Source organism: Carboxydocella sp. ULO1 (assembly GCF_002049255.1).
Taxonomy (GTDB): Bacteria; Bacillota.
The window spans coordinates 26,243-41,027 of record NZ_BDLQ01000008.1 but is presented as its reverse complement, the minus strand read 5'-3'; the positions used below and the strand labels follow the sequence as shown (position 1 = coordinate 41,027).

General features: G+C 44.4%; 12 protein-coding genes and 1 pseudogene. 12 read left to right on the top strand and 1 reads right to left on the bottom strand.

Annotated features, from left to right (window positions below):
* The first annotated feature begins 428 nt into the window (after window positions 1–428).
* The 3 genes and pseudogenes from ULO1_RS01965 to istA form a co-directional block, all read left to right on the top strand.
* Window positions 429–2,825, top strand: a complete 2,397-nt coding sequence (locus ULO1_RS01965; RefSeq protein ID WP_079932882.1) for an N-6 DNA methylase — start codon at window positions 429–431, stop codon at window positions 2,823–2,825.
* A complete protein-coding gene (locus ULO1_RS14910; protein WP_200806918.1) occupies window positions 2,816–4,276 on the top strand; it encodes a restriction endonuclease subunit S in 1,461 nt (486 codons plus the stop codon). The genes ULO1_RS01965 and ULO1_RS14910 overlap by 10 nt, the downstream gene beginning before the upstream one ends.
* Window positions 4,270–4,950, top strand: a pseudogene (gene istA / locus ULO1_RS01955) (IS21 family transposase); the annotation flags it as partial. The gene ULO1_RS14910 and the pseudogene istA, both read left to right, overlap by 7 nt.
* Here the strand turns inward: istA and ULO1_RS15345 are convergent.
* Window positions 4,921–5,148, bottom strand: a complete 228-nt coding sequence (locus tag ULO1_RS15345; RefSeq protein WP_143325396.1) for an ImmA/IrrE family metallo-endopeptidase — start codon at window positions 5,146–5,148, stop codon at window positions 4,921–4,923. The pseudogene istA and the gene ULO1_RS15345 sit on opposite strands and share 30 nt — an antisense overlap.
* Before the next feature lie 45 nt (window positions 5,149–5,193).
* On the opposite strand from ULO1_RS15345, the gene ULO1_RS01950 reads away from it, so the two are divergent.
* From ULO1_RS01950 to pstA, 9 genes are all read left to right on the top strand, one after another.
* The gene (locus ULO1_RS01950) at window positions 5,194–6,564 is read left to right on the top strand and encodes a VanW family protein (protein WP_079932880.1); all 1,371 of its coding nucleotides are present in this window, start codon (window positions 5,194–5,196) and stop codon (window positions 6,562–6,564) included.
* Between the two features lie 68 nt (window positions 6,565–6,632).
* Entirely contained in the window at window positions 6,633–7,373 is a 741-nt protein-coding gene (locus ULO1_RS01945) for a hypothetical protein (protein WP_078665600.1), read from the top strand.
* 103 nt (window positions 7,374–7,476) lie between these two features.
* Window positions 7,477–8,544 carry an endolytic transglycosylase MltG gene (gene mltG, locus ULO1_RS01940; RefSeq protein WP_159071923.1) on the top strand — a complete coding sequence of 356 codons (1,068 nt, stop codon included), beginning with the start codon at window positions 7,477–7,479 and terminating at the stop codon, window positions 8,542–8,544.
* A gap of 2 nt (window positions 8,545–8,546) precedes the next feature.
* Window positions 8,547–9,764 carry a U32 family peptidase gene (locus ULO1_RS01935; RefSeq protein WP_079932879.1) on the top strand — a complete coding sequence of 406 codons (1,218 nt, stop codon included), beginning with the start codon at window positions 8,547–8,549 and terminating at the stop codon, window positions 9,762–9,764.
* A 19-nt stretch (window positions 9,765–9,783) separates the two neighbouring features.
* Window positions 9,784–10,044: a DUF4911 domain-containing protein gene (locus ULO1_RS01930; RefSeq protein ID WP_079906108.1), complete on the top strand. Its 261-nt coding sequence runs from the start codon at window positions 9,784–9,786 to the stop codon at window positions 10,042–10,044.
* Between the two features lie 30 nt (window positions 10,045–10,074).
* Window positions 10,075–11,727 (top strand): penicillin-binding protein 2, encoded by a 1,653-nt coding sequence (locus tag ULO1_RS01925; RefSeq protein WP_079932878.1) that lies wholly within the window; start codon window positions 10,075–10,077, stop codon window positions 11,725–11,727.
* A gap of 101 nt (window positions 11,728–11,828) precedes the next feature.
* Window positions 11,829–12,935, top strand: coding sequence for a phosphate ABC transporter substrate-binding protein PstS (pstS, locus tag ULO1_RS01920; protein ID WP_079932877.1), 1,107 nt, complete (start codon window positions 11,829–11,831; stop codon window positions 12,933–12,935).
* Between the two features lie 73 nt (window positions 12,936–13,008).
* On the top strand, window positions 13,009–13,932 hold the full coding sequence (gene pstC, locus ULO1_RS01915) for a phosphate ABC transporter permease subunit PstC (RefSeq protein WP_242947890.1): 924 nt from the start codon (window positions 13,009–13,011) through the stop codon (window positions 13,930–13,932).
* Window positions 13,929–14,762, top strand: a complete 834-nt coding sequence (gene pstA / locus ULO1_RS01910; protein WP_079932875.1) for a phosphate ABC transporter permease PstA — start codon at window positions 13,929–13,931, stop codon at window positions 14,760–14,762. Before pstC ends, pstA begins: the two co-directional genes overlap by 4 nt.
* Window positions 14,763–14,785: the final 23 nt, after the last annotated feature.

Here is a 14,785-nt window from a genome sequence, read left to right as displayed (position 1 = left end):
AGCACTAGAATAAAAGAACAGATAAATAGATTATACAAACAATATCAGAAAGGGTTCTACGTATATGCAGAGAGGCGGATGAAAAGCGCGAAAGGGGCAGCTAAATACATTGGTACGGATTGAGGACATCGAGGGAGCTGTCCAAGAGGCGGTAGTTGGTGCTGTTGGTAGTGTTGTTAGGGAGGTTGAATGCTTTAAAGGATTCGAATTGGGACTAGTGTTATTGTGCAGTGCTGATATAGGCATGGTGATGATGTTTATGGACAGATGACTAGAGAAGTATGTAATAGGTTCTGTCGTCAATACTCTACTGACGACGAGGACTTGTTGATGAAGCGGGTGCTTGCGTTTTTTGTCTTAAATTTTTGTCTTGAATTTTATGGTAAAATGGAATAACAGAGAAAGGATGAGTGAGGGTGGTTTTAAAGATGAACTATAATCTTGTCAGGCAGTATTTGGACAGCCAAAAAGTAAAAGCGGTAGAGATTTATGACTTTGCAAACAGAAAAGTAAAGTATTCTGAGAAGATTAAAGGCTGGAGAATTAACGAATTTAAAGGGGATGAGGAGTTTGTTAGGGCCTATCTTTTAGCAAAGCTGACAAATGAACTTGGGTACAAACCTGAGGATATAGAACTTGAAAGGGAATATGACGTTGGGCGTCCAAAGACAAACAAACCGAGAATTGATGTAATAGTCAAATATCCAGGCAGTGAGGACATATTTTTGTATATAGAGGCTAAAAGTCCAAGCGAATACAACCCCGACGATGACGAAACAATAGAAAAGCAATTATATAATCTTGCTTCCCAGGAAATCGGGCAGGGGAAAAAAGTTAAGTACCTGGTTTTGTATAGCATTGATTGCGAAAGTGCAATTAAGGATAAATGCGTCGTAATCGACTATGAAAAATACAAAACATTCGATCAATGGAACAACGAAAGAATACATACGGACGAACTTCCTGGATTTTACGGAAAAGCACTGAAAAAGCCCTATATTAAAGGGAGCAGTAATGATTTAAAGAAGGATTTTACACACAGCCAATTGGATTCTTTGCGCAAAAGGCTTCATAATGTATTGTGGGGCGGAGGCAGTATTGATGATAATGAAATATTTTCTTCGCTTGTTAACATAATACTCGCCAAAATTCAGGACGAAAGCGAAAAGGATGTCGGCGAAAAGTATGATTTCCAAATATTTATAACGGAAGACGGCACAGCTATAGAATCGGAACGTGATATTTTTAACAGGTTGAACGAGTTGTACCGCAGGGCATTAAAGCAAAGGCTGAATATATTAAACGAGGACAAGTTGAAAAAATCGTACATAGTTGATGAAAACAAGTTTCCACTCAATAAGCTGAAGTATGTGGTTAGTGAATTAGAAAGTTTAAGTTTTGTTGACGGTAAAAACAGCTTTGATGGGAAAGATATTTTAGGCGATTTTTTTGAAGGTATTATACGTGAAGGTTTTAAGCAAACTAAAGGGCAGTTTTTTACGCCGATAAATATTGTGAGGTTTATTTTGTGGGGACTAAAGTTGGATGAGTTTGTTATAAATAAAATCAATAATGACTGCGAACTGCCGTATCTAATAGATCCGTCTGCGGGTAGCGGAACATTTTTGATTGAGTATATGAAATTTGTAACCGAAATTGTTAAAAGGAGGTTCAGTAACAAATTAAAAAAGACAAGGGATATAGAGGATAAGCTTTTGCAATGGTTTTATCCAGATCACCGCGAAAATAAATGGGCTGAAAGGTATATATATGGCATAGAACATAATTTTAATCTTGGAATAGCCACAAAGGTTAACATGATACTTCATGGGGACGGTTCAACAAATATTTTCGTAAAAGACGGATTGTTACCTTTTAATTATTACGATAAGGAAACCAGCCCCAATATCCTGAAAAAATACGAAGAAGATCCGCTGTATTTTTCGAAACAGGTTAACCAGGAATTTGATGTTGTGATTACCAATCCTCCCTTCAGTGTAAATTTCGATAACGATACAAAAAAATTTATGGATAAGACATTCTTGTTTAGCTGGAAAAAGAATTCTGAGAATTTGTTTATTGAAAGGTATTATCAGCTTTTGAGACCTAATGGCAGGTTGTGTGCTGTTTTGCCTGAAAGTGTTTTTGATACAGGAGAGAACAAATACATTCGATTGTTTATTTACAAGTACTTCAAAGTAAAAGCGATAGTGTCGTTGCCCCAACTTACTTTTGAACCTTTCACAAGTACAAAAACTAGTTTGTTGTTTGCCCAGAAAAAGACACGTGAAGAAATACAGAAGTGGAATGAATTATGGGACACATATTCCAATGAATGGAGCAAACTTAAAACAAGATGTAAAAATCTAATGGATGTTTATTTAAAAGGGAAGGATAGGAGAATGCTGAAATCTATTAATGATCTAACAGAACATCAAGAAAAAGAAATTTTGTTGAGAATGCTAAAGGACTATATAGAAGAGGAAGATATCGATCTTTCGAGCAGAGAATTGATAGGTAAATATCAGAATGAATTGACAGAGCTTTGCAGATACGATAATGATACTGAAAAGGTTTTTGGACCTGTTAATACGTGGTGGGTTTTTGGAGAAGTTGCCAAAGAATTGAATTACAAAGTTTTTATGGTGGAAGTAGAGAATGTAGGCTATAAAAGAACCAAAAGAGGGGAAAAACTCATGCCTAATGAACTTTACCGCGAGGGCGAAGTAGTTTATCCTGACGGCACAAAGAAATGGGGAATATTGGTGGATGATGGTATTAAAGAAACAGTATTAGATTATATGAGGGATGTAAAATGGGATTAAAAGTGTTTTTAACAGATTTTAGGAGTTTTACAGAAGAAAAGACGATTAGAAGCGATGTTGATTTTATTCATTTTCAGAATAACGTTCTGGTTGAAAAATATTATTCTTTCGACCAGCTTTTCCAACTGGTCAAGGATAACGGAGTGAACATAGAAAGTTTAGAGAATGATTTTTATTATGTTGAAATAGGCAATGTTACGAAAAATGGCGATGTTGAACCAGTAAGATTGAACTTTAATGAAAGGGAAAAGGAAGACGAGGATTATTATAAAAAAATTAAAAAAGGAGATATTATACGGGTTCAGAAAGGCGATATTTTAATAGCTAAAGTAAGACCAAATCTGAAAAAGTACGTATTTATTGACGAAGACAATGAAAGTTATTTTTACACGTCTGCTTTTATTCATTTAAGACCCAAAAAAATGAACAAGATACTTTATTATTCTCTCAGAAGCATTTTTTATGATAATCTTATTGCTTTATCCAGACAGGGGAAAGGGTATCCTACACTTAAAGAAGACGATATCGTATGTCTGAAGTTTGACAAAGAACTAATTAACAAATTATCGCAAAAACAAGATTATTTAAATGATCAAATCCAAATGATAGAGGCAAGAATTAGAGAGTTAAAAAAAAGCATAAAACTTCCAAACAGAATAATAAATGGAGTTTTTGCAAGAGAGTTCGGATTTGATATGGAAAAATTTGAGGAACTGAAAAAAATTAAGAACTTTTATTTAGACTTGAGTTGTTTTGGAAATAATAAAGACTTGAGACAGAGCGTGAAATTTCATAAAGAAGCAGGCTATTTTGTACTCAATCAATTAAACCGTGTGACAAACAAAAAAATAAAAGATTTCATTTCAGAACCTATTGTTTTAGGGGCAAGTATTTCTCCTAAAGATTATGATGAAAGCGGACGCTATTTTTATATTTCTATGGCAAGTATTAAGAATTGGCAATTTGAAAGCGAAAATGCAAAACTGGTATCGGACGGATATGCGGAACAAAATCAGAGCAGAACGGTTGCTAAAAATGATATTTTACTGGCACGTTCAGGGGAAGGCACGATTGGAAAAGTTGCAATAATTGAAGATGAAAAACTGGATGGTATTTTTTGTGATTTTGTAATGCGAATAAGATTCAAAAATTATAATCCCTTGTTTGCATATTATTACTTTAGAACGAACTACTTTCAGTACCTTATAGAAATAAACAAAAAAGGTTTAGGAAACAATACCAATATATTTCCGAGTCAGGTGCAAGAGTTTCCAATTATTGACGTGCCTTTAGATGTTCAGCAAAGAATTGTTGATCAAGTCAAGGAAGAGTTGAATATGCAGGAAAAAATAGAAAAAGAAATAGAAGACCAAAGAAACAAGATTGCCGAGATTATAAAAAATGTAATATACAAGGAAGGTAATCAAGAACAAACATCTATTGTAGGGTAAAAACTACCCGAACTGCCCAACGGGTATATGATAGGCTTAAAGAAAAATTCGGTGAAGAGTTTGAAATCTCGAGCCGCACTGTTAGGTCCTACGTTGCTCAAAAGAAATCGGAACTTTTCGGGCAGAAAGAAGGGTATTTACCACTAGAACACCCGCCCGGAGAAGCCCAGGTGGATTTTGGACAGGCGGAATTTATAGAAAATGGCGTTAAAATTACAGGTCATTACTTAAATGTCTCTTTTCCTTACAGTAATTGTGGATACACACAGGTGTTCAAGAGCGAAAACCAGGAAAGCTTTCTAACTGGTTTAAAAAAAAATTTTGAACATATTGGCTGCGTTCCTGATCGTATATGGTTGGACAATCTATCGGCAGCTGTAGTAACTATTAAAAAGCATGGGGATCGTGATCTAACGGAGATGTTCAAAAGATTTGCTCTTCATTATGGTTTTGAATGTAATTTCTGTAACCCCAATAGCGGGCATGAAAAAGGATCTGTAGAAAACAAGGTGGGTTATCACCGCAGAAACTTCTTTGTTCTATCAGAAAATATTTCTTTATATCAGCTTTCGACCTTTCGGCCCACCGTATGTATCACTCGGTGTACGGTGGTCTTCACACCTATAAAAAAAGAAACCCGCTTTTTAGGAGCGGGTCTCCGTCGTTATACTTAATTTTTCAGCGTTAATGATAGGGATTTGGTATAAATCTATTTCATACTTGCGGGTGAAATAAAAACTCCATTCATCTATTTTTTCTTCTGGGGCTTCCGGGAAAATCATGTGCAATATTTCATGCCATAACGCATATTTTTGAACATTATTTCTCAATCCGCTGTTAATAACAATACAATTATACTCTTTGAAGTATATTCCTTGTGTTTTTCTTGATTTTTTAGAAGATGGGGGAGAAAAGGGATGAAAAAGCTGGCAGTCATTGTCCTGCTGGTACTAACGAGCACCCTGGCCGGAACCTGGCTGGCAGTACAGAAAGTGCTGGGGAATGATACCATTGTGGAGGGAGTTTATTTTGGTACCATTAACCTGGGAGGGAAAAGCCGGCAGGAAGCAGCCCGGTTGCTGGCTACCGAAGAGAACAAGGAACAGGAACGGCTGGTGACTTTACGCCTGGAAGACCGCAGCTGGCAGTTCAGCAAAAAGGAACTGGGCTATGGCTGGGACTTGCAGGCCATGCTGGACTGGGCCTGGGCCCAGGGGCGCGGCGGTTGGCCCTGGGAGGAATGGCAGGCTCGACGGCGCTTGCAGGAGCAACCGGCAGAAGTACCCCTCAAAGAAAAAGTGGATTTAACCCTGGCCCGCAAGCAGCTGGAAACAGTAGCAGAGGCGGTATATGTCAAGCCCGTGGACTGGGAACTGACCGTCAATGCTGCTGACCAGGTGGTATATATTCCGGGGAAACAGGGCAGCAAGCTGGACATGGAGGCAGCCCTGCGTCAGCTGGAACCGGCATTGCTGGAACGTCAGGCCAAACCCATCCAGCTGGCACGGGTACCGGTAGAACCGGCGGTAAACCGGGAAACCCTGGATAATATGCGGATCAAGGCGATTATCAGTCAGTTTTCTACCACCTTTGATCCGAAAAATGTGGACAGAGCTTATAATGTAATGGTGGCAGCCAATGCTGTCAATGGTGTCCTGCTGGCTCCGGGCCAGGTCTTTTCCTTTAACAAAATCGTTGGACCTCGTTCCAAAGAAGCGGGTTACCGGGACGCGCCAGTAATTATAAATAATGAACTGGTTCCAGGGGTTGGTGGTGGTGTCTGTCAGGTTTCAACCACTCTTTATAATAGCGTTCTCCTGGCCGGACTGGAAATCGTCGAGCGCACCAATCACTCTATTCCTGTCAAATATGTACCTGTTGGCCGGGATGCTACGGTTACCTATGGTGGCCTGGATTTCAAGTTTCGCAATAACCGCAATCACTGGTTATACCTCAAATCCCAGATAGCGGGCAATCGCCTGATTTTCAAGGTTTTTGGCGATCCGGCGGAAAATGTCAATGTGGAACTGATAGATCAGATTACTCAGGTAATTGAACCGAAAGTCATTACCGTGAAAGACCCTAACCTGCCGAAAGGGCAAAAGGTGGTTAAAGAAGAAGGCCACCGGGGTTACCGGCATTATACTGTTCGTATTATCAAGGACCGGCAAGGTAAGGTGCTGAAACGGGAAGTAGTGACTAAAAGTTATTATAAACCGAAAAACTGGGTCTATGCCGTCGGTACAGGACCAGCTGCACCAGCAGCGGTACCGGCTCCAGAACTATAATTTTTGGCAAGTCAGTCCCACCTCTGGCATATAATCTTTTAAGGAAGATGGCAAAGGAGGTCGGGGACATGAAAAAGATAGTGGTGGCCGGGCGCAATGATGCCGGGAAGTCCACCATACTGGGGGAACTGTACCGGGGATTGAAGCAGCGCAACTGGCAGCCGCTGGCGGTGGGGTCTGGGATTCAGGATGAAAAACCCTATCTGCTCAAAGGTATTGATGCCACCTATCTCACCATTGCGGTACCGCCACCGGGACAGGATGTGATTGAGGATATCGAACGGGTGGTGCGGCAGACCGTCAACCAGATCAGAGAGAAAAATCGCTTGATTCAACACGCCAGAAAGGCGCTGGATGAACTCAATAAAGTCCGGTCGGTGCTGGAGTTAGGCCACGTTTCCCAGCGGGACCTGCCGAAAGTGGCGGCAGAACCCAATGTGGCCCTGATTGAAGCAGTGGGTATCAATGATGGCTATAAATCAGCGGAAAGCCGGCGGCTGGCCGATATCCTGGTAACGGTAGTACCAGCCAGTATCAAGGCGGAGATCATCATGGAGCCATCCAATGTGCTGCTGGATGAGGCGGATATTATCGTGGTTACCAAGATCGACGAGACTCCTCGCAGTGTCAGCAGCTCCAATATTAAACTTCTGCAACGCATCTATCGCCACAAACCCATTATCCCTGTGGTAGCCACTGAAGGGGTCCACATGGAACTGGTAGTGGAAGAAGTGGCCAAACGACTGCATGAGGCTCAGCTCATGCTGGACCTGGCCAAAGAGGCAGCACCGCCGGAGCGGGAAAAATAGCAAGGCAGCCCGGGGAGGGCTGTTTCTTTTTGTCGACAGCTTGTCCCCGCCTGCCGAAACCTGTATAATGAAGGCAGACAGGGAGAGAAAGCGGGGAAAGCAAATGACAGCACCTGTAGTTGTAATTCAGAAAGGACGGAAACTCTTAATTCTGCTCCTGTTTATCGGCTTGCTGGGGAGCGGTGGTTTGCTGGGCCTGAACAGCTGGTGGCAGCAGGCCCTGGCACCGGCAGCAGCCTCCGGGCAGGGTCAGGTAGTAGAAATCAAGCCGGCAGATAGTGTGACGGAACTGGCCCGACGCTTGCAACAGCAGGGGCTGATCAAATCAGCACTGGCTTTTCGCTGGTATGGGCAGTGGCAGGGCCTGGACCGCAAAGTCAAACCGGGACCCTACTTGCTGGCGGCAAATCTGTCAGTACCGGAAATCTGGTCAGCTCTGACTTCAGGTAAGGTAGCGACTGTGAAAGTGACTATTCCGGAAGGTTATACCCTGGCGCAGATGGCCGAATTACTGGAAAAGAAAGGTCTGGTGCAGGCGGAGGAGTTTCTGCAGGCTGCCAGCCAGGCTGAGTTGCCCTATGACTACTGGCAACCGGGGAACTTACAGGGCCCACAGCGCCTGGAAGGCTATCTATTCCCAGCCACCTATGATTTTCCTTTAAATACGAAGGCCGAGGATATTATCCGCATTATGGCCCAGCGCATGGCAGCGGAAATCACCCCGGAGTTTGTGGCTAAAGCCCGGGCCCTGGGGCTGACTCCCGCTCAGGCCATCACTCTGGCCTCTATTATCGAACGGGAAGTTAAAGTGGATCGGGAACGGCCCAAAGTGGCAGCGGTCTTCCTCAACCGCCTGCGCCAGGGGATGAAACTGGAGTCCTGTGCTACCGTGCAGTATGCTTTAGGTAAACCCAGGGCCCGTCTCTACTATAAAGATCTGGAAGTGGCTTCTCCTTATAACACCTACAAAATCAAAGGTTTGCCGCCTGGACCCATTGCTGCTCCTGGCCATGCTTCCTTGCAGGCGGCAGTTAACCCGGCAGCAGCGGATTACCTCTATTTTGTGGTTTCCCGCAATGGGGAACATGCTTTTAGTCGTACCTGGGCTGAGCATTTGCGCAACAAGGCCAAATACCTGGCCAATCTGGATACACCTCTGGAGGAGAAATAGGAATGAAACCAGAATTACTTGCCCCGGCGGGCAATCTGGAAAAACTGAAAACTGCCATTGATTTTGGCGCTGATGCCGTCTATCTGGCTGGACAGCGCTTTGGGCTAAGGGCCCGGGCCGGCAACTTTTCCCGCTTCCAGCTGGAAGAAGGGCTGAATTATGCCCGTCAGCGGGGACGGAAAGTATATGTAACAGTGAATATTTTTGCCCATAACCGGGATCTGGAGGATTTGCCGGCCTACCTGGAGGAATTGCAGGAACTGGCAGTGGATGGGCTGATTATCGCCGACCCGGGGGTATTCAGCCTGGCCCGGCGCTATGCCCCGCGCCTGCCTTTGCATATTTCCACCCAGGCCAATATTACCAATAAGGAAGCGGCTCGTTTCTGGGCTGACCAGGGGGCAGAGCGGCTGGTACTGGCCCGGGAACTGACTGAGCAGGAGATTGGCGAAATCAGACGCTACTGCCCTGAGACAGAACTGGAAGTGTTTGTCCATGGAGCCATGTGCATTTCCTATTCCGGTCGCTGTTTGCTTTCCAGCTATATGACAGGGCGGGATGCCAACCAGGGAGATTGCGCTCAGGCCTGCCGCTGGAGCTATGCCCTGGTGGAGGAAATCCGGCCGGGAGAATACTATCCCATTCTGGAAGATGAGCGGGGGACCTATATATTTAACTCTGCTGACCTCTGTCTGCTGGAATATTTGCCCCGGCTAATGGCAGCAGGAGTGAACAGTCTCAAAATTGAAGGTCGAATGAAAAGTGTTCACTATGTGGGTACGGTGGTAAAAGTTTACCGGCAGGCCATCGATGCCTGGCTGGCTGATCCTGAGGGCTGGCAGTGCCGGGAGGAGTGGCTGGAGGAACTGGCCAAAGTCAGCCATCGGCCTTATACTACCGGTTTTTTCCTGGGCTGGCCCCCGCAACAGGCCGGACAGCATTATCTCTCTGCCGGCTATATTCGGGAATACGATTTTGTTGGCATAGTACGGGAGGAAACCCCACAGGGACTGTGGGTGGAACAGCGCGGCCCTTTTGCCACAGGGGAGGAACTGGAAGTGCTTACTTCCTTTGGGCCCAACCGGCAATTGCGTGTAGAAAAGATGTTCAACGAAGCCGGCGAAGCAATCGACCGGGCTCCTCATCCCCGGCAGCTGGTTTTGCTCCCGGGCGTAGCAGGAATTCCGGCTGGTAGTTTATTAAGACGTGCCAAACAGTGACAGTCTGGAGGGATAAAAAATGGCGACCTGGGTGCAGCTGGCAGCTGACCACCATCCGGAATGCAAGATTTATGCCCGCCTTAACCCGGCTGACATACTTTTGCTGGACCGGATTTTTGAAGGGCATGGCAGTATAGGCATTGTCAGTACCGCTGATGGCAAACAGGGGCTGGTGGTTATTCACTGTACCCCTGATACAAGGGCAGAAGCTCTGGAGCTTTTACGGCATTGCCCTTTTCCGGTGGAAATACTGGATAGCTTACCGAAAAATGAGGAATAATGAGAGGAAAAAGGACAGGAGGCGACAGCCATGGAGCGCAGGCGCCGGCTGGTTAAGCTCGGCCTGGTCTTTTTCCTCTTTTTTTATCTTCCGCTACTGCTGCGCCTGGGCTGGCTGACGGTGGTAAGAGGGCCTGAACTGGCCCGGCAGGCCTGGAAACAGCAGACCTGGGCGGTTGGGCTGGAGGATATACCCAGGGGACAGATTTATGACCGCAATCTCAAACCCCTTACTGATTCCTATACCGACTGGCGGATTATTGTTTTTCCAGCCCTGGTTAAAAACAAAGTACATACTGCTATGCGGCTGGCCAATCTTCTGGGCCAACCTCTGGAGGAGATGCTGGCCCGGTTTAATGGTGAGGCAGTAATTTTGCCTTATCCCGTCAGTCAGGAGGCATGGCAATCAGTACATGCCTACCGCTGGCCAGGTGTAATGTTAAAGCCCGTAACTTTTCGCTATGGACCCCACCCCCTGGCTGCCAATGTGCTGGGCTATCTGGGTTATCCGGACCAGAAACGCTTAAGCCAGCTGCCCCGCGGGGATTACCGCCGCGGGGAGTTGCTGGGTCGGGCCGGGCTGGAGGCCTTATATGACCGGGAACTGCGGGATGTGAGCCCGGAAGGGGTGGCAGCAGTAGTCAAGGATGGTCAGGGACGGATCATAAAAGGTTTGGCAGGAAAGAACGGTGGCTATCAACCAGCAAGACGACGGCGGCATTTGATACTGACTTTGGATAGCAAGATTCAGACCATCGTGGAACAGGTGCTGGCTGAAAAAAAAATTAAGGGCGCAGCCGTAGTTATGGATGTTAAAAGTGGAGACTTGCTGGCTCTGGCCAGCAGTCCTTCTTTTCATCCGCAACATCTGCCCAGGCAACCTGAACCAATGCAATTTATAGACAGAACAATGTGGCCGACAGAGCCTGGCTCAATATTTAAAATCCTGGTTGCTGCCGCAACTCTGGAAGAAGGGTTGGTGAAACCCGAAACAAGGCTCGCGTGTCAACAGGTAACAGGGGTAAAATGCAATGTGGAACATCCACATGGTGGTCATAACATGCACGAAGCTTTTGCTTTTTCCTGTAATTCATATTTTGTTTGGCTGGGCCGCAGCCTGGGGGCAGATAAACTTTTCGCTTATCAGAAAAAACTTGGTTTGCTAGATTCAACAGTGATTGGTTATCCCTTGCAATACCAGCAAATTGATTGGCAGCGAGTATGGGCTGACAATTTGACTAATTTAAGCATAGGCCAGGGAAGAATGCAATTGACTCCAGTCCAGATTGCCCGTTTGACTGCGGTAGTGGCTCGGGGTGGATGGGATATTCAACCCAGACTGGTCAGCGAACTTAGAGATGATACGGGAAGGGTGGAAGGAAGGTTTTTGCCAGCTGAGCCAAAGCAAGTACTTTCGCAGGCTACGGCAGAAATTTTAGCCAATTTAATGCGGCAAACAGTGGAAAGGGGAACAGGTCGTAAGGCTGAACTGGCACCTGGTGTGGCCGGTAAAACGGGAACGGCCCAGCGACCTCAGGGACAGCTTAACTGCTGGTTCACTGGTTTTTATCCCTGGAAGAATCCGCGCTATGTAATCACGGTACTGGTTGATGGTGGCAAATCCGGGGGCGATTCAGCTGCCCCATTAGCCAGAGAAATTTTGATTCGAATCGGTCTCAAGTAGATTTAACATTTTCTTAACATTGTACTACAAAATTTTTTAACATTATCAGGTTATTATGTTAATGTAAGCTGAGAATAAAATAATGCAAAGGAGGCACATTGATGTTAAACATTAAAAAACTTGGTTCTTTGTTTATGTCATTTATTCTGGCTGGTTCGATTGTCGGCTGTGCGCAAAAAAATCTTACTCCGGAGAAAAAAGCTGAGGAAGGAGCTCCTAAGCAGACAGCGGAGAGTACTCTTATTAACGGAGCCGGTTCTACTTTTGTGAATCCGCTTTTTAGCAAAATGTTCAGTGAATACAGCAAAATCAATCCGGACATTAAAGTTAATTATCAGTCCATCGGCTCTGGTGGCGGTATCAAACAGCTGATTGAAAAAACTGTGGATTTTGGTGCTTCTGATGCTCCCATGAAAGAAGATGAAATTAAAGCTGCAGGGGACAATGTATTGCATATACCTGTTACACTGGGTGGAGTAGCTATAGCTTATAACTTGCCGGGTATTTCTGAATTGCGTTTAACTCCTGAAAATCTGGCTGATATATATAATGGCAAAATTACAAAGTGGAATGATCCCAAGATTGCTGCAAATAATCCTGGTGTGCAATTGCCGGACCAGGCGATTTTCCCGGTGCACCGTTCTGATGGTTCAGGGACAACCCATATTTTTACCACCTATCTAAATAATGCTGTGCCTCAATTATGGACAAAGGAACAGGTTGGCAAATCCATTAAATGGGCTAATGTCGGTACTGGTGCCAAAGGGAATGAAGGGGTAGCCGGTCAAATTCAGAATACTCCTGGTTCAATCGGTTATGTGGAACTGGCTTATGTTATTCAGAATAACATGACTGCGGCTAAAATTAAAAACAAAGAAGGTGAATTTGTTGCTCCCACTCTGGAAAGTGTTTCTGCAGCTGCAGCCGGTGCCACTACAAATTTGCCTCCGGATTTAAAAGTGAATCTGGTAAATCAGCCCGGTAAGAATAGTTATCCTATTGTTGGGACTACCTGGGCGCTGGTATATGAAAATTCCAAGGATAAGACCAGGACCGAAAAAGTATTAAACCTGCTGAAGTGGGTAGTAACTGATGGTCAACAGTACGCTTCTGAATTGCAATATGCTCCCTTGCCGAAAGAGATTCAGGAAAAATGTGTTGAACAATTGAAAAAAGTTAAGGTTGACGGACAGCAAGTTTTAAAATAAGATAGTATTGACAAAAAACCCTCCAGTTCGAGGGTTTTTTGTCATGTTCCTGATAGAGAAAAGGGGTGAAGTCGTGAAAAAGTATGCAGATACTATTTTTAAAGGAATTGCATATGCGTTTGGTTTTGCGATTCTAGCTTTACTTGGTTTAATGGTTTGGGAAATGTATGTAGGAGCTGGGCTGGCAATTGAGAAATTTGGTCTAAAATTTATTTTTGACACTAACTGGGATCCTGTCGCCGAAGAGTTTGGAGCTTTGCCCTTTATCTATGGTACAGTACTTTCTTCACTAATTGCATTGTTAATAGCAGCCCCAATCAGTGTGGGTATTGCTATTTTTCTAGTTGAGGTTGCTCCGAGATGGTTCAGGGAGCCTGTGGGTTTTCTGGTAGAATTGCTGGCAGCTATTCCCTCAATTGTATATGGTTTATGGGGGATTTTTGTCCTGGCACCCATAATACGCAATTATATTGCACCTGTTATAATCAGCACTCTAGGGAAGATTTTCCCGTTTTTCCGCGGTCCTTCCTTTGGGGTGGGATTGTTAACAGCAGGTATACTTTTAGCCATCATGATTATTCCTACTATTGCAGCAATATCGAGGGAAGTAATTCTTGCAGTACCACAAAACCAGCGGGAAGCTGCCCTGGCCCTGGGGGCAACAAAATGGGAAATGATACAGAAAGTAGTTCTGGTTTATGCGCGCTCCGGTATTCTCGGGGCTATGATTATTGGTCTTGGTCGTGCCATTGGGGAAACAATGGCCGTAACAATGGTTATTGGTAATCGACCGGAAATAGCCAAAACAATTTTTGACCCAGCGTATACCATGGCCAGCGTTATTGCAAACGAATTTACAGAAGCATCTTCCAATCTCTATCTTTCGGCTTTGATTGAGATCGGTCTGGTCTTGTTCGCAGTTACCTTATTGATTAATATATTTGCAAGGTTGTTAATCTGGTCTGCTTCCGGCGGCGTTCGAGGAGTGAAAAGATGAAGAATAATTTGAAGCAAAGAAAGATAGTCAGTGATTTAATGCTATTTATAACATTTATCGCCACAGTGGTGGCGTTAGTGCCTTTATTTGGCATTTTTGGCTACGTGCTGACAAAAGGGTTTTTTGCTTTAAATTGGGATTTCTTTACCAGTTTACCTGCGCCTCCTGGGGAAACAGGGGGCGGTATGGCCAATGGTATTATCGGTACCTTTACTTTAATTGGCCTGGCATCAGGATTAGGTGTGCCTTTTGGTATTTTTACCGGTATTTTTCTCAGTGAGTATGGTAATAACCGACTGGGTAGAATAGTTTCCTTTTTTACTGACATTTTATTAGGTGTTCCCTCTATAGTTGTAGGTATAGTGGTTTATACATTTGTAGTATTAGCCATGGGTGGCTTTTCTGCTTATGCCGGTGGCATAGCATTGGCTATTATTATGTATCCAGCAGTAACCAGAACCACTGAAGAAATGTTAAAATTAGTACCCAATAATATTCGTGAAGCAGGTCTGGCGCTGGGAGTGCCGAAATGGCGGGTAATTTTGCAAATTGTTTTGCCCAGTGCATTCCGTGGTATTTTAACAGGAATCATGCTGGCTGTCGCCAGGGTTTCCGGAGAAACAGCACCTTTATTGTTTACCGCATTTGGAAATCTACACTGGAGCAGATCCTTATCTGAACCAATAGCTTCTCTACCTGTTCTGGTGTTTAACTATGCAATATCTCCTTATGCAACCTGGAAAGCCCAGGCCTGGGCTGGAGCATTGACTTTAATTTTGATAGTACTGGTATTGAATGCATCTGCGCGTTTACTTATCAGTAAAAAATAGCAAGCGGTTTGGAATGGAGGTTA